Below are 18,662 nucleotides of genomic sequence, written 5' to 3' on the forward strand. Positions count from 1 at the left end.
CCCAACGACTCTCCCGGCCGATCTTGCGGCTGGCTCAAGGATGAGGTTGCACATGGCGCATCTGGAGCATTCGCAGGACCATTGGGAACCGGTTTTCCGCCAGCAATTCCGTGAAAACAGGGAAAGGCAATCGCCCGGCCTTGCCCGCCAGGACCGCATCGTCGCAGTGCCGGAACCGATGAGACCAGACCTCGAAGAGGGCGAGGAAGACCTTCTCTCCTCTCCGATGATTTGGCGGGCCGCCATGGCGGCTGCCTTTCTGGCGCTGGTTTCGATCACCATTACGCTGTCTGCCGATCGCATCGCTGCCTGGCTGGACGTGATGGATTTCAGCGCCTCCACGACACCACGGCTTGTGACTGTCGGGCTCGACACGCTCGCCATCGAGGAAAACGCCATACGATTCGAGCGCCAACGACAGGACGGCCCGGCCGCCCGCATTGATCTGGCCCTCACCTGGCCTGGCCTGCAAGGCTTTCGCGAGGCCGACAGGATGCGCTTTGCCGATCCCGCGCAGGCATCGGGCCTCATCTTCGTGCAGATCACCCAGAGCGTCATGTCGCGGGACATGTCAGGCAGGATGGAGCCTATCTATAGCCAACTCTTCGAGGGCGACGCGCAATCGGCGCCCTTCGGTCTGACGGCGCACCGGTTCCGCAAGGGCACAGGCTACGACGGCGAACTCATCTATTCCGCCCGCCGCCCCGCAGACGCAGATTACGCCGTGCGCTGCATCGATCCCGCCGCCGCCGCCACCCTTACCGCAGATTGCCAGCGCGACCTCCACATGGGCCGCGATCTCACCATTCTCTATCGGTTCTCCAGCAAGCATCTGGCGTCATGGAAGGCCATCGATACCGCCATCCGGGATTACATCACCCACCGTCTTGCCAGCGCTGGCCCGGCGAAAGCCTGAATGAAGCGCCTGCAATGTCGCAAACTGACAGTTGCGCCGCATTGAGACAGCATCATCGAAACCGCAGGAAAAGGTAAAGCAAAGATTCATCATAAACCACTTGGTAACGCTGACCTTCTAAAGTGCATTCCTAGTCGCTGGGGGGCGGCCAGGAATGAATTCAGGAAAAGAGAAGACGTGGTGAACAAGCCTTTTGCTACCCTCCTTGGCCGGAGCTTAAACATCCGGCGCATTTGCTGTTTTTCCGTTGCGTTGGCCATTGCGGGCGCGTCCGTTCTGGCGCCTCGGGCCGCAGAAGCCGCCGCAGGTCCCCGCTATTCGGACATCGTGATCGACGCAAATTCCGGTAAAGTGCTTCACGCGACCGATCCGGACGGGCTGCGCTATCCAGCCTCTCTCACCAAAATGATGACGCTTTACCTGACGTTCGAAGCGCTGGAAAAGGGGCGTATCCGTCTGGATAGCAGGGTTCCCGTGTCGGTTCACGCGGCCACGGAGCGTCCGACGAAGCTGGGGTTGAAGCCCGGCAGCAGCCTCACCGTGGAGCAGGCCATTCTTGGCCTTATCACCCGCTCGGCCAATGACGCCGCAACCGCGCTTGGCGAGTTGATCGGCGGTTCAGAGCCCCGTTTTGCGCAGATGATGACAGCCAAGGCCCGGTCGCTCGGCATGTCGCGGACCACCTATCGCAATGCCAACGGTCTTCCCGATCCCGGCCAGATGACCACCGCCCGCGATCAGGCGCGGCTGGGCCTGGCGCTCCGGCAGCACTTTCCAAAGTATTACCCATATTTTTCCACCCGCAGTTTCACCTTTAACCGGCAGGTCATCGGCAATCATAACCGGCTGCTCGGCAATGTTCGCGGGGTGGATGGCATAAAGACCGGCTTCACCAACGCTTCCGGCTTCAATCTGGTGACGTCGCTGCGCCTTGACGGGCGTTCGCTGGTTGGCGTTGTCATGGGCGGCGCGACCGGTGCGTCACGTGACAAGCGGATGCGCGATCTTGTGCTCGCCGCACTGCCGCAGGCCAGCACCCGTGGTGGCGGCGGCGCCATGGCGCGGGCCGAACCGGTGCCGGAACCCGTGGAGCCCGTTGCCGCCCGCACCGCCCAGATGCCGCGCCTGCCACAAGACGACGTACCTGTTCCCGGTTCGCGGTACGAGGACGTGGCGAATAATGACGAAACAGAGGAAGACGCCCCTGCGGCGATCGCCCCAGTGGCCAGCGCCCCAGTAGCCAGGGCTCAAATGGCCAGCGCAGCACCCGCCGTGCAGGCCTATGCCCGGCCTGTGGAAAATCCCGCCCATGCCGATGCCGCCACCAATGCGCTTGCGGCACAGGCCGCAGCCCTTGATGCCGCCTCCGGCGCGGCACCCCTGCCCGAGCAGCGCAAGACTGCCAGCCATAAGCGCGGCGGCAAGGCAAATGTCGATGAAACGGTGACGGCCTCCACGTCCCCGGCTTCGGCCACCGGCTGGACGGTACAGATCGGCGTTTCAGACAGCCGCGACGGCGCGATAGGTCTTCTCAAAACCGCGCAGACCAAGGCCGGAAAGCCGCTGCGCAGCGCAAAACCGCTGGCAGTGGCGGTGAGCGATGATGGATCACAGCTTTATCGCGCCCGCTTTGGCGGCTTCAAGAACCAGAAGGAGGCCGTAAACGCCTGTAACGCGCTGAAAAAGTCCGGCGTCAGTTGCTGGGCAGCCATGCAGTGACCTTGTTCAAGGGGCCATTGCCCCTCCAAGCCAAACCTCGAAAAGTAGTGAGTACGAGGCCGTAAATGTCAAACAGCGATTATCCCCGCAATGGCGGGCAGGATCTGCGCGAGGAGGCCTACAATCCGCGCAGCCACCTTTCCCCCCTGCATGACGCAGCCATGCGCCTTGCAGAATACGGCTTGCACAAGCCGCGCTCCAAGACCCGCGAACTCATGACCCTCCTCTTGTGCCATGGGGCGCGGGCGTGGCGCTATTCGCAGCCTGAAGCGCGTATTCACCTGCATATCTGCACCTATGGAAACCGTAAGCCCGTACGGCTGAGGCTGCGCTAAGTCTGGGCGTGCGCGCTCGCCTGCATGTTGCATTCTTCCCGCCGTGTGGCAAAACTTGTTCCGGCAGGCGAGGCGAAATTCGCCTTCGCTCTTCGGTCCCATGAACGGCGCTTATTCACGGAGACTTCCCCATGGCCCTTTATGCCCTCGGCAATCTCGTACCGCAGCTTCCTGCCGAAGGCCGTTACTGGATCGCGCCGAATGCGCAGGTCATGGGCAATGTGGTGATTTCCGAAAATGTCGGCATCTGGTTTGGCGCGGTGTTGCGGGGGGATAATGACCCCATTACCATCGGAGCTGGCACGAATATTCAGGATAATTGCACGATCCATACCGATATAGGCCTGCCCACGATCATCGGCGAAGGCTGCACCATCGGTCACAACGCAATTATCCATGGCTGCGTCATCGGCGACAATTCCCTTGTCGGCATGGGAGCAACCGTGCTGAACGGCGCGAGGATCGGCAGAAACTCTCTGGTCGGCGCCAATGCGCTGGTGACAGAAGGCAAGGAATTCCCGGAGAATTCCCTCATTGTCGGCTCGCCCGCCAAGGCAATCCGCACGCTGGATGAAAATGCCATCGAGGCGCTGCGCCAGTCCGCCCGCAACTATATCGCCAACTGGCAGCGCTTTGCCCGCGATCTGAGGCCCTTGGCCGAAAAGTGAAGGCCCGACTTGGGTCTTGAAGGATAATCTTGTCGATCCTCGTTTCACTCGGGTCGGATCATGCCCTAAGGACGTCTTGAGCCGACCTGCCCCAGCACCCAATTCTCGAAGGCGTCAGCCATGGCCTGTGTGCGCCGGCTTTCCGGCCGCACCACATAATAGGCGTTTTCCGTGGACATCGGCAGTGCGGCAATCGGCACCAGAAGTCCCGCCTCCATTTCTTCCTCGATAAGGTATGTTGGCAAAAGCGCCACGCCCAGCCCCGCCTGTGCCGCGGCGGAAACCATGGAAAACTGGTCGAACCGCAGACCGGAATAGGCGTTTTGCACCTCAACACCATGGATCTCGCACCAATCCGCCCACAGCTTGGGCCGCGTGGTCAGGTGAAGAAGCGATGCCTGTTCCGGCAGGACCGGCACCTGTCCCCGCAAACGCGCGGCAAGGGATGGGCTTGCCACGGGCAAGACCTGCTCACCGCACAGGAAGGTGACGAACCCACCGGCCCAGACCGGCTGGCCGAAATGAAAGGCAAGGTCGAAATTCTCCTCGTTCAGATCAAACGGGCTCGACCGGGACTCCATGGTAATGGCAACATCGGGAAAGCGCGCCAGAAAATCGCCAAGGCGGGGCACCAGCCATTTCGAGCCGAATGTCGGCAAGGCGGCGATTTTCAGCGCTGCACTGCGATGGCCACGCGCCACAGCGCCGATCATCAGGCGCTCGGAACGAATCAGGAGTTCCTTCACCTCTGGCAAAAGCCGCTGCCCGGCCTCGGAAAGCACCACGCGCTGACGAATACGCTGAAAAAGCTTCATGCCGATCTGCCGTTCAAGATCGGCAATCTGGCGGCTGACCGCGCTCTGCGTAAGGTTCAGCTCCTCGGCGGCGCGGGAGAAATTCTGATGCCGGGCGGCACATTCGAAAGCCTGTAAATTCACGATGTCCGGCACGAGGCTTCTGCGCATGGTCATTCTGCTTTTGCATGAAGTTAGGAGAAACAATCACTACTGCTTGCGGCAAACACCGCCTATGGTGCATTTTCAGAATGATGTTGCATATCCTGAAGGGAATAGCCACCATGACAGCCAAGGTCTCCGCAAGCGAGATTCGCGCCGCCTTTTCCGGCGCGATGTCGGCCATGTATCGCAATGAGGTTCCAGCTTACGGCACGCTGATGGACCTTGTGGCCGAGGTAAACGAGGAAACACTGGCCGCGCAGCCGGACCTCAAGGCCCGCCTTGATGCCACCGACACGCTGGAGCGCATTTCCGAAGAGCGCCACGGCGCAATCCGGCTAGGCACCGCGCAAGAGCTTGCCACGATGCGCCGGATTTTCGCGGTCATGGGCATGTACCCCGTGGGCTATTACGATCTTTCCACCGCAGGCGTGCCCGTGCATTCCACAGCCTTTCGGCCTGTGGGCGAAGAGGCGCTGAAGCGCAACCCTTTCCGCGTCTTCACCTCCCTGCTCCGGCTTGATCTTATTGCCGACGAGGCATTGCGGCAGGAAGCGGCGGCCGTCCTCGCCCAACGTCAGATCTTCACCCCCGCCGCGCTTGCCCTGACGGAAAAGGCTGAAAAAGAGGGCGGACTGGCTACGGAGGACGCCGCCCGCTTCGTGGCCGAGGTGCTGGAAACCTTTCGCTGGCATGACAAGGCCAATGTCGAGCTTTCAATGTATCATCGCCTGCATGACGCCCACCGGCTGATTGCCGATGTCGTCTCCTTCAAGGGGCCGCATATCAACCACCTGACGCCGCGCACGCTGGACATCGACAAGGTACAGGCTCGAATGCCCGATTACGGCATTGCTCCCAAAGCCGTTGTCGAAGGCCCGCCCACGCGCAAATGCCCCATTCTCCTGCGTCAGACCTCGTTCAAGGCGCTGGAAGAAGCGGTTTCCTTCCAGAACGGCCATGGCGGCTGGGAGGCAGGAACCCATACCGCCCGCTTTGGCGAAATCGAGCAGCGCGGCATCGCATTGACGCCGAAAGGCCGCGCCCTTTACGATGCATTGCTGGATGAAACACGCAAACACGTTCGCCCTGCCGCTGATGGCTCGAATGCGCAGGCCTATGAACAGGCGCTGGCCGAAGTGTTCAAGGCCTTTCCCGACGACTGGGCGCAAATCCGCGCCGAAGGCCTTGGCTATTTCAGCTATTCGCTGACGCAGAAGGGCGCAAATGCCCTGCCCGCCAACACAGAGACGGACACGCTGATTGCCGAAGGCTACATCTGCTTCGATCCGATTGTTTATGAGGATTTTCTCCCCGTCAGTGCAGCCGGAATTTTCCAGTCCAATCTGGGCGATGGCGCTCAGCAGGAATTCGTGGCCAGCCCCAACCAGAAACGCTTCGAAGCAGACCTCGGGGCGGCTGTATTGAATGAATTCGACCATTATGCCGGCATGGAAAAGGCCTCGCTTGCGGCCTGCCTCGCCAATTTTACCCAACAGACGGCTGCTGAATAAGCGCCCCCTTAACGGAGAATTTTCCCCATGAACATCGCTGCGAAGCCCGCTTCGATTGCCGCCGACGCCGCCGCCATCCTGGACCGGCTGGGCGTAGACAAGGCCGCTTACACCACAGGCGATCTCAAATCCTTCTCGCCCGTTACCGGTGAACAGACCGGCAGCCTGAAAACCGTATCCGCCAGCGAAGCAAGCGCCACGATCGAACGGGCAGACGAGGCTTTCCGGGCATGGCGTCTGGTGCCCGCGCCCAAGCGGGGCGAACTGGTTCGGCTTCTGGGCGAAGAACTTCGCGCCGCCAAGACCGATCTTGGCCGACTCGTTTCCATCGAAGCTGGCAAAATCCCTTCCGAAGGTCTGGGTGAAGTGCAGGAAATGATCGACATCTGCGATTTCGCCGTCGGGCTTTCCCGCCAGCTTTATGGCCTGACCATTGCCACGGAGCGCCCCGGCCACCGCATGATGGAAACCTGGCATCCGCTGGGTGTCGTCGGCATCATCTCCGCCTTCAACTTCCCTGTTGCCGTCTGGGCCTGGAATGCGGCGCTGGCGCTGGTCTGCGGCAATAGCGTGGTGTGGAAACCATCCGAGAAGACCCCGCTGACGGCACTGGCAACACATGCCATTCTTGAGCGGGCAATCAAGCGCTTCGGAGAAGCGCCCGAAGGCCTTTCGCAGCTATTGATCGGCGATCGTGCCATCGGCGAGGTTCTTGTTGACCACGCCAAGGTGCGGCTGGTGTCTGCCACCGGCTCCACCCGCATGGGCCGCGAGGTTGGCCCCAGACTTGCCCGGCGCTTTGCCCGCGCCATCCTCGAACTCGGCGGCAATAATGGCGGCATCGTCTGCCCCTCGGCCGATCTCGACATGGCCTTGCGCGCCATCGCCTTTGGCGCAATGGGCACGGCCGGGCAACGCTGCACCACCTTGCGTCGGCTTTTCGTTCATGAAAGCGTTTACGATCAGCTGCTTCCCCGGCTGAAAAAGGCATATGCCAGCGTTTCCGTCGGCAACCCGCTGGACGGCAACGCTCTGGTCGGCCCGTTGATCGACAAACTCGCCTTTGACGCCATGCAGAAGGCTCTCGATGAGGCACGCGCCCTTGGCGGCACAGTCCATGGCGGCGAGCGGGTAATTCTCGGCAACCACGACGCATTCTACGTCAAGCCAGCTCTCGTTGAAATGCCTGCCCATTCGGGTCCGGTGCTGGAAGAAACCTTCGCACCCATTCTTTACGTGCTGAAATATACCGATTTCGACGCCGCCCTTGCCGATCATAACGCCGTGGGCGCCGGCCTTTCCTCTTCCATATTCACGCTGGACATGCGCGAAGCCGAACGCTTCCTTTCGGTCGATGGTTCGGATTGCGGTATTGCCAATGTCAATATCGGCACGTCCGGTGCGGAAATCGGGGGGGCATTCGGCGGCGAAAAAGAAACCGGTGGCGGGCGCGAATCCGGCTCGGATGCGTGGAAGGCCTATATGCGACGCGCAACCAATACCATCAACTATTCCAAATCCCTGCCGCTGGCACAGGGCGTCTCATTCGACATTGAATAAGACGGCAAAAGGCGCTTCGGGAACCCATGCTGGCGCCACGCCAGCATGGGAGCCTTCCTGCCTGAAAACTTTCGCTCTGCCAGAAGGTGCCAAGACCACGCACCGGGAAAGCATCTCTCCCTTTTGCAGCCCCGGCACATCCATCCATGCGTGCAGAATTTTTTGAAATTCTCCATGATTTGGAAAGCCAATTCAGAAGCTCAACAGCCTATTGCGTGACGAGGGCTTGCATTTTCCTTCCACTGCGTTGAAAACACATGCCGCGCGGACGTGGCGAAACTGGTAGACGCAAGGGACTTAAAATCCCGACGTGTCCGCAGAAAAGCGCAACCGGATCATGCGCTTAGGCCTAGTCGAGCCGATAAGGGCCTGATATAGGCCCGATGCGCGTGTTTCGTCTATGAGTCTGGACGCGTTGGAATGGAAGGCCGCTTGCCGAAATTGGTAGACGGAAGGCACTTAAAATGCCTCGGGCTACGCCCGTGTGGGTTCGATTCCCACAGCGGCCACCAGCTCCAACCGCTATTGCGGTCGAGGCCAGCTTGACCTCAATAATCGTCTAAGCTTTTGCCCAGTTGGGTGAAAATCGGCCTAAGTTCCTCTCGTGTGAGGGGCCAATTCTCGACAGTCTCGGCAGGCTTGGAGGCCCCACCTAGATAAGCCAGCAGTATGGCGGGCTGACGAAACAGGTGGCTGTGCGTGGCCTGGCTTGCTACATGAGCCGGAATGTGGGGCTTGGAATTGAGGAATGTCCTGAGTGAGGCGGCGGCATCGGTTCCGAGAAGCGGGGCAAGGGCGTCGATGATAAGAACGTTTGACTTCGCTGCTTCCGGCGTGACGCCAGCCACAGCCTCTCGATAAATGCCGTCTACCTGCACAAGCAGTTCCCGCCCTGGTCGATCCAGTTCTTCAAGCGCGATGACTACCTGACCGAAGAAGTCATCTGTTGTTTCGATAAGCGCCATGCTTCTCGCGACCGTGCGCCGGACGCTGGTCGGTGCTTCTTTCTTCCCTTTGTATATCCGGTCGTGCGTAAGCTCACTGTGCGCATGCTGGAGGAGCGTGCGAACCTGCACCTCACATGGCATGCCTTTGGCCAGCGTTAGGCCATCGACCTGCATCTCAGTCGATGTGCGCACAACGAAATGGTCGGACTGACAGGCAAACTCTAAAGGCCTAGCCTCTCGCTCTTGCTCAAAGTCTCTATCCTTAGATACTTCGAAGCCGCATTCGCTGAGCGCCTGTCCTACAAGCTTCACATCTCCCGCAAGCAGCACAACGAAGCGGACGCCGACCTTATCCTCTACGCCCGCATAAGGATCCTGATAATTCTTGCGGTGAAATGCCTTGTCGATGAAGGAACTATCGGTCTTCGTCCGGGGCACTGGCGCAATCTTTATGACTTCGTCGAGCGTACGGGGAGCGACGATCATGGCGAGACGATTGGTCACGCAGGAAACAACGTGCCGCCCCCAAGCCTCATATAGCGGTTTCTCCTGCGCCCAACGCGCTAGTAGCTCCGACTCATTCATTGCTCATTGCGGATACGATCCCGCACGGTGATGCGCGTCCACTCGGGCCTCGTGCCATCTGCGGCAGGATCGCCGGCAATTGGCTCGACGGTGACGAGCTCAGCGAAGCGCTCAGCGGGACCCGAAAGCTGTAAGTCCGAATTGAAGACCACCTTCCGCCGCCGGAGTTGGTACTTGAGATCAGACAGATCCTTGCTGATAGCCGCGTCAGGGAAGTCGTTTCGCTCCATATAGGTCGCATACGCGTCTCGCATGTCCGCTCCCTTAAGATAGCGGGTTGCAAACGTTGCCGTGTCGACGGTCGGTGACTGGTCAACCTTCAGATAGGTATATAGACTAGTGTTAATATCCAGTTTCTCGTGCTCCGGTATGTCAAGCTTCCCGACAAATTCCTTCGTTAACTCAAAGAATTTTCTAGTTTGCCGGGCGCTATCCTGCGGTATGTTGCAACCAAGGAACGTCTCGTAAAAATACTGCGCTGCATTGTCTCGATTGGCCGCCGTCATGAGGTCGTCGTACACAAACGCTTTCCAGCCCTCGCTTTCTTCTGAATGCGTATCGACTTCCACGAATGCGCCGATCTTGTACAGTCTGGCTTCGGGAGTGAGGACAAGGTTCCTCAGGAATTCGAGAGTTAGCGAGCCGTCCTCACTGAATGCGAAACCGGAGTGGGGCTCGGCTTTAATTATGCCGATGAACCGTTTTGGTGGATAGCTGACTTGTCCGCTGATCACGACCACTATACCGCCGGGGATATTAAGGCGTGTCTGCGCCCGTGCCAACATGTCGGCAGCTTCACGTGATTGGCTGATGAAGAGCGGGTCGTCACTGTCTGCTAAACGTCTCGCTAGATCGAGGGCGCTACCGGCCGCATTGGCAGTGATGTGCATTTCCATGCAACGAGAAGCGCTTCCTAGAGCGGTGATGAACCGATCCTGCAAGGCGGCAGAATCTTCATTGCCGAGTACGGTCAACGATCCGGCATACCTAGGCTGGACGATCTGTCTGTCTTCTAACCTCTTGTAAATCTGATGAATTATAACGCGAGAAATGTTTAAATTCTCGAAGATCACGCGCAGCCCCCTCGCGATTGCTCGAAGATTCGTGAAACCGAATCTGTAAAACCTTAAAGCGAGTACAGGTATTGCTTAAAAACTATAAGGATGTCCATAGTTCTTATTATGTACTTAAAAAGTACGAGCTCTTGGTCATCGGTTGCTATCTCTTCGCTCATTCTCGGCCTGCTCCCAGGATCAATGTAGCCAGCTCGTCCAGCCGCTCTGGCGTCAGCTCACATTCCCAGGCTACCAGAGGTAGCCAACCCGCAGCCCGAAGTTCGTCCTGCACTCGACTATCTCGCAGTACATTAGCCTCCAACTTGCCCCGCCAAAAATCCGTCCTCGTCTTCGGCAGGGTCGCCGCCCGACACCCCGGATGCTGGTGCCAGAAGCAGCCGTGCACGAACACGGCGATACGCCGCGAAGGGAAGACGATGTCCGGTCGTCCGGGCAAGTCGTTGCGTCGAAGGGAGTAGCGTAGGCCCTTCGCGTGAAGATGGTGACGCACGATCATCTCTGGGCCTGTGTCTCTTGACCGGACGCGCGCCATGATCTCGCTGCGCTTCTCCTGTGTGAACACGTCAGCCAATGAACTTTCCCCGTTCCCGTTCTCCATCCGATGCGTTAACTATGTCTCGAATGACCAATCACACACAAGATGATATCCCTTAAATGAGCCTCAAGTTCGTCGATCTATTCTCCTGCGGCGGCGGGATGTCCACCGGCTTTGTGCGCCGCGGCTTCCGCACGATTGGCGCCGTGGACCTAGAGGTCGCCAAGCCGAGCCACGGCGTCGGTGCAACCTTCTGCAATGACACATATGAGCGGAATCTCGGCCTTCGGCCTATGTCGGCAGACCTTGCAGTAACGGGACCGGAGGAGGTTGCGTCCTACTTCGGATTTAAGCCGGGGGATATCGACGTCCTCATCTCATGTGCGCCGTGCACCGGCTTCAGCCAGAAGCAGAGCCGCAACCACGTGCATGATGACGGCCGTAACCAACTAGTCGAGCGAGCCGCGGTGTTCGCCGCAGCCTGGCGCCCCCGCTACGTCGTTATCGAGAACGTCAAGGAACTTCTTCGGGGCCGTCATAAGCATCACTTCCACGGGCTACACAGGGGGCTCACAAATCTCGGCTACGACGTTTTCGCTGAGATACACGACCTTAAGGACTTCGGACTTCCACAAAGCCGCATCCGGTCTTTGATCGTGGCCAAGCTCGGCGGGACGTTTCATCTGGACCTTCGGAGGGTCAATGCCCACCGCACCGTCCGTGACGCGATCGGGCATCTCCCGGCGATCGACGCTGGGGAGACCCACTCGGAAGACCCCATGCACACTTGCCCGCGACTCAGCGGCCACTCACTTGAGAGGATGCGCGCTATTCCTAAAGATGGCGGGAGTTGGACCGATCTGACCGACGAACAGGCTCATCTCCGCATTCCTAGCATGAACGTCGAGAAGCCGGGATCTTTTCCCGACGTCTATGGCCGTCTCGCCTGGGACCGACCGGCGCCGACGATAACCCGCGAATGCAGCCACCCCGGAAATGGGCGTTATAGCCACCCGGAGCAGGACCGTCTCCTGTCAGTCCGGGAAATGGCTTTGCTGCAGGGGTTTCCATCCGACTACCAGTTCGAGGGGTCGCTGTCCTTCAAGTATCGGCAGATCGGGGATGCAGTGCCGCCAATGATTGCCTCTATGATCGCGGACACGATTGCCGAGGACATCGCCGGACGCCGCGCAGAGCCGAGTCAACTGCGAATGGCCGTCTAGCCGGGACGGCCCAATTCCCACCAAGCGTGCAATGGACAGAAGTCGATGTTCAGGCCGGAGATAGTCACCTTCTCGACGCTTCCGTCCAACACTAGCCGGAAAGCCTTCCGGCCGTTAATCCGAACGTCAGCACCGGTACCGCCTGCCTTAGTGATTTTGCCGAAATCGTCGCCACCGAGGTCGGCGACTGCGGCCAGAACCTCTTTCGGTATTTCGCGCAGGTCGTATCTGACCCTCTCCTCGTCGCCGTAGCTGCGGAGTATGAAGATGCGCTCATACTCGTCGAGGTGCGAGAGGATCCGGCGCCGGACCTGCTCCGGCGCGTCTTCCGGTCCGCTCAGGTCCCTGATCCAGCGGGCCTCCATGAGCTTGGAGATGGTAATTGACTTAGGGTTCAGTCCCTTTGCAGCTTCTGTCTTTAGCGAATAGAAGCGACCGTCAACTTCCAGATCTGCGCCTCTGTGGACCATGCTATCGGTTCGTCTCGCTTTGTGGCCGGCCCGCTTGAATGATTGCTCGAGGATATGCTCAAAGTTTTCTTTCTTTAAGGGCACCCCGCTTGAGGCGTGGTGGGCAGCAAGACGAGTGGAGAAATATTCTAAGGCTGCATCATCGAGAAAATCTTTACGTAGGTGCTCACAAATCTGCTCCTCCGCGAATTTTGCAATTATGCCGGTCAGAACCTCGACTTGAATCGGAGTCAGCAGTTTTAGCGCTGCAACCGCCGCTTTTATATCTTCCCTCTTGTCTGCCTCGTCCACCTTCGGTCCCCATAGCTCACTTTTGGGGCACTATCAGGGACCGGAGGCCGGCGGTCAAGAAGACACTTTCAATAACGCCTCCAGTGTCTTGGCTTAATTTTCGTGGGGAGGGATGATCCGTTCGATTTGTCTCAAGGGCGGCGAAATAGCGAAAGGTTCCGACCGTCAGTAGTCGATTGCGTGAATTCGGTCTTCGTCCGTTACTATTTTCGTCTGCAACTCTGCCGACACCCGCTTGAGAAATGCCCTATGTCGGCTGTCCGGCGCGAAGGACGCAGCGAGCATATGGTCGCCGATAATCCTGTGCGCTTCGGCTCCGTAATATTCACGATATAGAGCCGCAGCGTGACGAACGTCGTCATCGGTCGGTTCGCGCCGCCTGTCTCGCCTCTCAGCAGCAAGTATCAGAACGCCACCGACGATTGCCGCCACATACCATGTAGCGAGCGCCTTATAGACCCAGGTAACGATCGTTCCAAAGCTATCCATGAATGTTGAGTATAATCGACAAATCAAAAAAGTAAGCAAAAATGTGACGATCAGTCCGTGGACGATTTGTCTACATGCCGGCGCTATGCCGATATGTTGGATTACAGAAGAATCTTGGCAGAGAACGTGAAGGCAGCGAGAAAGGCACTCGATCTGTCCCAAGAGGCTCTCGCGCTGGAGGCATCGATAGATCGCACCTATGTCAGTGGCATCGAGCGGGGTAGACGAAACCCATCGCTGACCATGATCGCGAAACTTGCCGAAAGGCTGAAGACCACGCCGGCGGCACTATTGACGCCCATTAACGAAGACCAGACGGGGAAAGTAGATGGGGGATAGGCTGTTCGTCGCGGTGCTGGGGAACCGCAACTCAGGAAAGTCCACGACTTGGAACAACCTGTTTGGCCGGACTGTAAAAACCGGCAAGCAGTCGCGATCTCTTGCGCTCAGGCCGGGGGAATGCGTCGAGGTGTTCCTTGTAAGCGGTTCGTTCGAGGAGCGTAATCTATACGCAGGCGATGTCCTGGAAGACCAAGCCAGCAAGATCGTCCTCTGCTCCATGCAGTATACCGACGAAGTAGCCAAGACGCTCAACTACGTGAAGGAAAAGGGGGTCGACCTATACGTCCAGTGGCTCAACCCCGGCTTCAGCGATCCGGGCGAAAACTGGGACCGATTGGGTCTCGTCAACCGTATACTCTATGGCTCCTCCGTCATCGCCGTACGCTCCGGGAAGCTGCCGCCCGCGGGCCGGGTGCAGGAGATCAGGGAGTTCATCTACGGGTGGGCGATCTACCGCGGGCTGGTCTTCGCCTGCTGAGCCGAGGCAGCCCTACTCGTCCACGATCCTCGTCCCACGGACGGTAGCGAGTCCGTCGAGCACCGCGAGCCTCACGAAGTCGGCCGGCACCTGCTTCGAGTGGCCGTCGTTGAGCGCTTGGATGTGCCCGGCGTTGTTGGTGATGTGGATTTCCCGGTTCGCGCCGATGTCGAACGCGTCGATGACCGGCGCGCCGGCCTCGATCGTCGCGACGGCATTTGCGTCGGCGGTCGATCCCTTCGTGCCCGGCACCCGCGCCGGGAAGAGGCCCTCGAAGGCCCGGTCCAGCTCGGGGGTCCAGTTCGAGCGGGCGGTGCCGGTGTCCACCGGCGTGGCCTCGACGACGGACCTCAGCACCGCCTGGGCGCAGTCCTTGACTGCCCGCTCGACGTTGCCCTCCACCCTCACGGCGATGCGGTCGAGCCGCTTCGCCAAGTCATCCAGTCCGGCCATGGCGGTATCTCCCTTCAGTGCTTCGCGCCGTCCGCGGATGCCCGCAGCGCCCGGCTCACCAGCAGCGCCATGAGAGGGTCGCCGTCGGCGAGGTAGGGGAGCATGGCCGCGGGCACGGCATCGGCGGCGGCGTCCACCGCCCACGGGCCGCGGACGAACACGACGACGCGCACCGCGCCGGACAGCGCCGGGAGCAGGACCGGCCTGTAGCCGGCCCCGATCAGCCGCTCCGCGTGGTGCAGCTCCATGTAGATGCGCCCCTCGTCGTAGTAGTCGCGGCCGAGCCCCGCCTCCTCGGCGAGGTCCCTGAGCTGGACGACCGGACGGCCTGCCAGAAGGCAGGCCATCAGGGCCCGGTTGGCGTCGCCTGGGGCGACGACAGGCTTTCCGGCCATGGTCAGGTTCCCCTCAGGTAGGAGCCGCCCCGGTCGAGGTTCGGCCAGACGGACTGCGCGCGGGCACCCACCGGCAGGCCGCTGACGAAGGCGGACGGGGCGCTCGTGAGGTCTACCGAGGTCCAGCCGACCAGGGCGTTCGGCTCGCCAAGCAGGGTCTCCGCGACGACGCGGGCTGCCGATGCCGAGGCTCCGACGGCTATCGCCGCGTTGAGCCCGTCGGCGCGGCGCTGCTCCTCGCGGGCGGGGTAGAATGCGTATGTGGGCATGTTGTCACTCCTCTTCGGTGTCTGGGATTTCGCCGGCGTCGAGCGCGGCCCTGTCGCGGGCGCGGAGCGCGAGGCCGACGCGGTCGGTGGGACGGCCGGTCTCGAACTCGCGATCGTCGAGGAGGGCGCGCTGCGCGAGCTCTCCCACCTCCATGATCGCGGCCTGTATCGCCCGGTGCTCCTCGCCCGCGAGGTGCTGTGCGAGCTCGTGGGGCGAGAACGGACGCTCGCCGTGCGGCATGCGGCCGACCTGGGACGCGAGGACCGCGCCGAGCTCCCGGTCCTTCGTGGAGACCGCGAGCGCGGCGAGGCTGGCGAGTTCGACCTTTCCTGCGTGCTCGAGCTGCCCGATCAGGCGGGAGCGGCGCTCGCTGCCGAGACTGTCCCGCATGAGCATCTGCATGGGGCTCTGGTAGTGCGCCGCCGCGTCCTCGACCTCGCGGCGCAGCGCGTCGAGCTCGCGGAGCCGCGCTGTGCGGGCATCGAGGCTGGAGCGCTTCAGCTCGGACCTGAGGCCGCCGAGGGCACGGCCAAGCACCTGCGAGCGCTGTGAGGGGCTGAGGTCGTAGAGGGTGGCGTCGAGCTCTTCGCGGCGCTTCGCCACCCTTGCGTTCATCTCGGCCAGCCTCTTGGAGGCCTCCGAGTGGAGTTCGCGGGCCCGCGAGAGCGAGGCCTTCAGGTCCGTCACGGACCGCCAGGGCTTCGTCAGGGTGGGCGGCGACTTCTTCTGTGCCATGGTCAATCTCCTTCGTGGTCGCGCGTCACGCTCGACCAGGCTCGGATGACCCCGGCGCGGGTCACAGCCCGCGTATGAGCGTCCAGGCCCATCGGCCTGACCGGGCCGACCCATCGGCCGGCCCGTAGACGCCTTCAGCATGTCCCGACGCCGTGCCGGATCGGACCAGCATTCAGATCAGTCTGCTTGGTCGATCGCCCGCTTCGGGAACGGGACGACCGAATAAGCCCTGGAAAACTCTGGATTTTGAGGCGTCTGCCCACGCTGGATTCGGCTGTGCCAAATCGATCGCGCCTCCTTCATCGCACGCTTTTCCAGATCAAGGGCGTACAGCCCACCATACTCAATGCCCCCAGACGTATCGTCGGCGTCGGCGCCGATCGCTACCGCGGTGAGCATCCAGTCTGTGGGAACGCCCGCCTTCGCAAGTTCGCCAGCCTCTATGGCAAACCTGGCCAGAGCTGCCACCTGCTTCGGTTCAAAGTCTACGGGCTCAATGAAGCCTCTGATCGTCTGTTGAATTCGCGCCATTGCCAATATGTCTGCCGCAAAGACACGCGTCCGATCCGAGGAAAGCGGGCGGCGGCCCTTAATAATCATGTTCATTTCTGCACCTCCTTTTTTTTGCCGGTTGTTGCTTGGCAGAAAGAGAATGGCTGAAGAGACGAAAGATTGAAATCAAGTTATTGATTTCATAGGACATCAATAGTACAAACTGCATCCCATGAGAGAAATTCGCTGGACGGATGACATCATCGAAAAGCAGCGCGCCCTCAAGCCGGGCGACCGAAACTACTCAAACGAGTGGGTGATGATGAGGGCCTACGCGCTGCACCTCAATGATCAGGGCATTAGACCCACCTACGCCCGCATTCGCGAAATGCTGGATAGTTTGGAGCGGGGCTACACAGGAAGGCCTTGCCAGATCTACGAGGCGCTTCGCCGACTTTATGCAACCGGCCAACTCGACCGTTACCCGAACGGGCGGCGTGTTCGGGTCTGGGAAAGAACCTATAGAAGCATAAGGGAGGCGGCGCGTGGCGAGCGCTGCCGGCAATCGACAGTGCGGCAGAATATTGCGCGGGCTGAGCTAGGTTGGGCCTTCCTTGACTAGTCGCTGCCCGCGTTCACGCGATGCCCCTCGTTGGCCTCTCTCGCCATCGCCTCCCAGAGCTCGGACGGGAAGGGCCGCAGGCCCCAGAACTGCGCGCCGGTCGGCCTGCCGAGCAGCCGCACGAGCGCGTCCCCGCCGCCCTCCAAGGCGACGGTGCCGGGGGCAGTCTCCTCCAGCCGACGCGACAGGTCTGAGGCCTCCCGGAGGTCCCGCAGCATGTCAGCCCAGGAGCGCGACGCCATCGGAGGCCTCCACGTCGAGTGCGACGTCTCCGGCCACCTCCTGGTACTTCTCCAGGAGCGCGATGAGCGCGGACCGGTCCTCGGCGGGCATGCGCGCTATGACCATGGGGTCGAGCCCGCCGGAGCCGGCATCACCGCCCGCCACCTGGAGGAAGGAGCCGAGCCGCTCGGGCCACCGGAGCCGCAGCAGGACCTCCGTCAGCCGGTCCGAGGGCCGCACCTCGTCGAAGGAGCGCGTGAATGCGTGGCCGAGGACGGCGGTGAAGGCGTCGTCCATCGCCACGGCGTAGCGCGCCCGGAACTCCGGGTCCCTGCGCCGGTGGTCGTGGATCGTCGAGACGCCGACGCCGACCTCCTCGGAGGCGCGCTTGGGACTGCCGGTGCGCGAGACGACCTCGAGGACGGCGTCCTCCACCTCCGGCGACCACCGGCGGTCCATCTCCGGCCTGCGCCGGCCCTCCTCGAACCGCTGCGCGGCCTCCTGCTTCCTGTCGGACATCTCTCGCTCCCGTGGCTCGTGTCCCGCGCACCGTGCGCCCCGTGTGGCGGGAAGCACGCCAGCACTTTCAAATTTCTGGGAATCGGCCCCCCGGCGCCCTCCCTGCGCAGGGGAGGCTACGGGGCACACGGACGCCCCAGGACGCCGGCCCTTTCCTGTAGGGAAGTGGGTTGTTCGCCCCCTCTGTGTCGGGCCTGGGGCCGGGCTTCGCCGGCGGCTGCCCCCAAGCGCTTGCGATGCTTGGCCTTTTCGGCCTCCCGCAGGGACGTGTGACAGATGATCCCCTGTGTCTGAAGTCGAGGCTGCCACTTCGCTGTGCTGGCGCTCACCCATGTCGGCGTGCCCGACCCGCAATCGCCCTCCGGGCCCGCACTGGCCGCGCTCGTGCCAGAAAGGGGCGTCACCTCGCCTCCTCGCGCAGGAGCCTCGCGGGCAGCTTCCTTCAGCCTCGCGCGCGAGGCCATACGGGACGCAGGTGGCGGGCTGCGCCATCTCCCAGAGTGGCGCCGCATCCTGTGCCTTCCCTTCAGGTCGGCGCATGACGCGACATGACGCTTGGGCTCGGCCAAGTGGCATGTTTAAGGCACTGAAATCGCTGCCTTATGACAGGTATGACGCGATGGCGCGTCCTTTCCGACGTCGACCCGGAAATCTCCGGCGCGCCGCTGCCTCGATCCTCCAGCGGCAGACGGTAGGGCCGATGCTGTATAATTTTCTGTTCTATTTCTGAAGTGTCATAAGTGTCATATCTGTCATAAGGCAAAGATTACATAGACTTATGCCATGACACTTTGAGGCGCGCATGACGCTTCTAAGCGTCGTGCGCGTTTCCCCGTCCCGTGCGTCCCGT

General features: G+C 61.0%; 22 protein-coding genes and 1 tRNA gene. 11 read left to right on the plus strand and 12 right to left on the minus strand.

Annotated elements, in window-relative coordinates; genetic code table 11:
* The first annotated feature begins 52 nt into the window (after positions 1–52).
* The 4 genes from T424_RS0103780 to T424_RS0103795 all read left to right on the plus strand — a co-directional run bounded on the left by T424_RS0103780 (position 53) and on the right by T424_RS0103795 (position 3,638).
* A complete protein-coding gene (locus tag T424_RS0103780; RefSeq protein WP_154664788.1) occupies positions 53–916 on the plus strand; it encodes a hypothetical protein in 864 nt (287 codons plus the stop codon).
* A 222-nt stretch (positions 917–1,138) separates the two neighbouring features.
* On the plus strand, positions 1,139–2,635 hold the full coding sequence (locus T424_RS0103785) for a D-alanyl-D-alanine carboxypeptidase (RefSeq protein WP_456236334.1): 1,497 nt from the start codon (positions 1,139–1,141) through the stop codon (positions 2,633–2,635).
* 65 nt (positions 2,636–2,700) lie between these two features.
* Positions 2,701–2,970 carry a hypothetical protein gene (locus T424_RS0103790; RefSeq protein WP_027486543.1) on the plus strand — a complete coding sequence of 90 codons (270 nt, stop codon included), beginning with the start codon at positions 2,701–2,703 and terminating at the stop codon, positions 2,968–2,970.
* A gap of 131 nt (positions 2,971–3,101) precedes the next feature.
* A complete protein-coding gene (locus T424_RS0103795) occupies positions 3,102–3,638 on the plus strand; it encodes a gamma carbonic anhydrase family protein (protein ID WP_027486544.1) in 537 nt (178 codons plus the stop codon).
* A gap of 65 nt (positions 3,639–3,703) precedes the next feature.
* Here T424_RS0103795 and T424_RS0103800 read toward each other — a convergent pair whose 3' ends face one another.
* Positions 3,704–4,609: a LysR family transcriptional regulator gene (locus T424_RS0103800; RefSeq protein WP_027486545.1), complete on the minus strand. Its 906-nt coding sequence runs from the start codon at positions 4,607–4,609 to the stop codon at positions 3,704–3,706.
* A gap of 107 nt (positions 4,610–4,716) precedes the next feature.
* Between T424_RS0103800 and hglS the strand changes: the two genes are divergently transcribed.
* The 3 genes from hglS (at position 4,717) to T424_RS0103815 (ending at position 8,180) form a co-directional block, all read left to right on the plus strand.
* Complete coding sequence (gene hglS / locus T424_RS0103805) at positions 4,717–6,108, plus strand: 2-oxoadipate dioxygenase/decarboxylase HglS (RefSeq protein ID WP_037066588.1); 1,392 nt, start codon at positions 4,717–4,719, stop codon at positions 6,106–6,108.
* 27 nt (positions 6,109–6,135) lie between these two features.
* Positions 6,136–7,668: an L-piperidine-6-carboxylate dehydrogenase gene (gene amaB / locus T424_RS0103810; RefSeq protein ID WP_027486547.1), complete on the plus strand. Its 1,533-nt coding sequence runs from the start codon at positions 6,136–6,138 to the stop codon at positions 7,666–7,668.
* A 426-nt stretch (positions 7,669–8,094) separates the two neighbouring features.
* Positions 8,095–8,180: transfer RNA gene (locus tag T424_RS0103815), tRNA-Leu, on the plus strand.
* A 36-nt stretch (positions 8,181–8,216) separates the two neighbouring features.
* Here T424_RS0103815 and T424_RS21685 read toward each other — a convergent pair.
* The 3 genes from T424_RS21685 to T424_RS20110 all read right to left on the minus strand — a co-directional run bounded on the left by T424_RS21685 (position 8,217) and on the right by T424_RS20110 (position 10,874).
* On the minus strand, positions 8,217–9,119 hold the full coding sequence (locus T424_RS21685) for a GTP pyrophosphokinase (RefSeq protein ID WP_161712518.1): 903 nt from the start codon (positions 9,117–9,119) through the stop codon (positions 8,217–8,219).
* Positions 9,120–9,196: 77 nt separating this feature from the next.
* On the minus strand, positions 9,197–10,273 hold the full coding sequence (locus T424_RS0103825) for a nucleoid-associated protein (RefSeq protein WP_037066474.1): 1,077 nt from the start codon (positions 10,271–10,273) through the stop codon (positions 9,197–9,199).
* Positions 10,274–10,430: 157 nt separating this feature from the next.
* The gene (locus T424_RS20110; protein ID WP_051558762.1) at positions 10,431–10,874 is read right to left on the minus strand and encodes a very short patch repair endonuclease; all 444 of its coding nucleotides are present in this window, start codon (positions 10,872–10,874) and stop codon (positions 10,431–10,433) included.
* 56 nt (positions 10,875–10,930) lie between these two features.
* Between T424_RS20110 and T424_RS20115 the strand changes: the two genes are divergently transcribed.
* Entirely contained in the window at positions 10,931–12,034 is a 1,104-nt protein-coding gene (locus T424_RS20115) for a DNA cytosine methyltransferase (RefSeq protein WP_037066480.1), read from the plus strand.
* Here the strand turns inward: T424_RS20115 and T424_RS20120 are convergent.
* Entirely contained in the window at positions 12,031–12,795 is a 765-nt protein-coding gene (locus T424_RS20120) for a hypothetical protein (protein WP_051558763.1), read from the minus strand. The two genes, T424_RS20115 and T424_RS20120, sit on opposite strands and share 4 nt — an antisense overlap.
* 603 nt (positions 12,796–13,398) lie before the next feature.
* Here T424_RS20120 and T424_RS0103855 point away from each other — a divergent pair.
* Entirely contained in the window at positions 13,399–13,623 is a 225-nt protein-coding gene (locus T424_RS0103855) for a helix-turn-helix domain-containing protein (protein WP_330217723.1), read from the plus strand.
* Entirely contained in the window at positions 13,613–14,104 is a 492-nt protein-coding gene (locus T424_RS0103860; RefSeq protein ID WP_027486551.1) for a hypothetical protein, read from the plus strand. The genes T424_RS0103855 and T424_RS0103860 overlap by 11 nt, the downstream gene beginning before the upstream one ends.
* A 12-nt stretch (positions 14,105–14,116) precedes the next feature.
* Here the strand turns inward: T424_RS0103860 and T424_RS0103865 are convergent, their stop codons facing one another.
* The 5 genes from T424_RS0103865 to T424_RS0103885 form a co-directional block, all read right to left on the minus strand.
* Entirely contained in the window at positions 14,117–14,557 is a 441-nt protein-coding gene (locus T424_RS0103865; RefSeq protein WP_027486552.1) for an HK97 gp10 family phage protein, read from the minus strand.
* A 14-nt stretch (positions 14,558–14,571) separates the two neighbouring features.
* Entirely contained in the window at positions 14,572–14,952 is a 381-nt protein-coding gene (locus T424_RS0103870) for a hypothetical protein (protein WP_027486553.1), read from the minus strand.
* A 2-nt stretch (positions 14,953–14,954) separates the two neighbouring features.
* Positions 14,955–15,221, minus strand: coding sequence for a hypothetical protein (locus tag T424_RS0103875; protein ID WP_027486554.1), 267 nt, complete (start codon positions 15,219–15,221; stop codon positions 14,955–14,957).
* A 4-nt stretch (positions 15,222–15,225) separates the two neighbouring features.
* Positions 15,226–15,957: a hypothetical protein gene (locus T424_RS0103880; RefSeq protein ID WP_051558764.1), complete on the minus strand. Its 732-nt coding sequence runs from the start codon at positions 15,955–15,957 to the stop codon at positions 15,226–15,228.
* 177 nt (positions 15,958–16,134) lie between these two features.
* Positions 16,135–16,563 carry a hypothetical protein gene (locus tag T424_RS0103885; RefSeq protein ID WP_027486556.1) on the minus strand — a complete coding sequence of 143 codons (429 nt, stop codon included), beginning with the start codon at positions 16,561–16,563 and terminating at the stop codon, positions 16,135–16,137.
* A gap of 118 nt (positions 16,564–16,681) precedes the next feature.
* On the opposite strand from T424_RS0103885, the gene T424_RS0103890 reads away from it, so the two are divergent.
* Positions 16,682–17,071, plus strand: a complete 390-nt coding sequence (locus T424_RS0103890) for a hypothetical protein (protein WP_027486557.1) — start codon at positions 16,682–16,684, stop codon at positions 17,069–17,071.
* Here T424_RS0103890 and T424_RS0103895 read toward each other — a convergent pair.
* Entirely contained in the window at positions 17,068–17,313 is a 246-nt protein-coding gene (locus T424_RS0103895; protein ID WP_027486558.1) for a hypothetical protein, read from the minus strand. The genes T424_RS0103890 and T424_RS0103895 overlap by 4 nt on opposite strands.
* Positions 17,291–17,812, minus strand: a complete 522-nt coding sequence (locus T424_RS20125; protein ID WP_037066483.1) for a hypothetical protein — start codon at positions 17,810–17,812, stop codon at positions 17,291–17,293. Before T424_RS20125 ends, T424_RS0103895 begins: the two co-directional genes overlap by 23 nt.
* Positions 17,813–18,662 lie beyond the last annotated feature (850 nt).

Source organism: Allorhizobium undicola ORS 992 = ATCC 700741 (assembly GCF_000621665.1).
GTDB lineage: Bacteria > Pseudomonadota > Alphaproteobacteria > Rhizobiales > Rhizobiaceae > Allorhizobium > Allorhizobium undicola.